General features: G+C 53.0%; 2 protein-coding genes. Both read left to right on the top strand.

All coding sequences use genetic code 11. From position 1 onward, the window contains the following. Window positions 1–210 precede the first annotated feature (210 nt). Window positions 211–537, top strand: coding sequence for a non-heme iron oxygenase ferredoxin subunit (locus tag ACXJ5O_RS28495; protein WP_210283544.1), 327 nt, complete (start codon window positions 211–213; stop codon window positions 535–537). Between the two features lie 73 nt (window positions 538–610). Then, window positions 611–872 (top strand): class II aldolase/adducin family protein (locus tag ACXJ5O_RS28490; protein ID WP_457302841.1); only part of this gene is annotated, 262 nt, incomplete at its 3' end.

Here is an 872-nt window from a genome sequence, read left to right as displayed (position 1 = left end):
ATTCAATCCTCCTCGAATCGTCCAGTCGCGACGAAATCCGGCTGCTGTTTGGCCGAGCCAGAACGTTAATCGTCAGTTTCGAGTTGACGTCCCGCTCTGATCGGTTATTCTTGCATCTCGTTCCTTTATACAGAACGCTGTTTCGTTTTTAGAAAACTACAGGCTGTTGGCGAGCTAGTCAAGCGCGCGGCGGCAGCAGGGAGAAAGGATATGAACCAGATGACGCAAACGCGTTCGAGGATAAGGCTTTGTTCTGCGGATGATGTTGATTTCGACAGCGCCATCAGAGTCGAATCCGGCGATCTCGTGCTGGCCGTTTTCAACGTCAATGGGACGTTCTACGTGACAGACGATGCGTGCACCCACGGCCCGGGCTCGCTGTCGGAAGGATATATCGACGGCCATACGATCGAATGCGATTTTCACAATGGTGCATTCGATCTTCGCACCGGCGAGGTCGTCGCCCCACCCTGCATGGTACCCGTGCGAACCTACAAAGTGGTCGTCGAGAACGACGACGTGATGATCGAGGTGTAAAGCATATGTGATATCGCGGGCATAACAAATTTGTATAATATGGGATTTTATTAGAAACACGACAGGAGGGATTATGGATTCTCATGCGCGGACAACAGATGGAAACCCCGAAAAGGCGGGGATAGCGCTTCCATCGGAAACGTCATTGCGAGCTGAAATCGCGATTGCCACGCGGCTCCTGAACAGCCTGAAAATACTTGAATACAGTGGTCATGTCAGCGCCCTCTTGCCTGGCAACGAGACCTTGCTCGTACAGCCCCAGGAGAAAAGCCGCGCCGAAGTATCCCCCGAAGATCTTCTGGTCTGCGACATGGACGGCAAGGTTGTGGCAGGTC

The organism is Phyllobacterium sp. P5_D12 (assembly GCF_054049495.1).
Note: the sequence above shows the minus strand (reverse complement) of the source record. Positions and strands in the feature narration are given on the sequence as shown.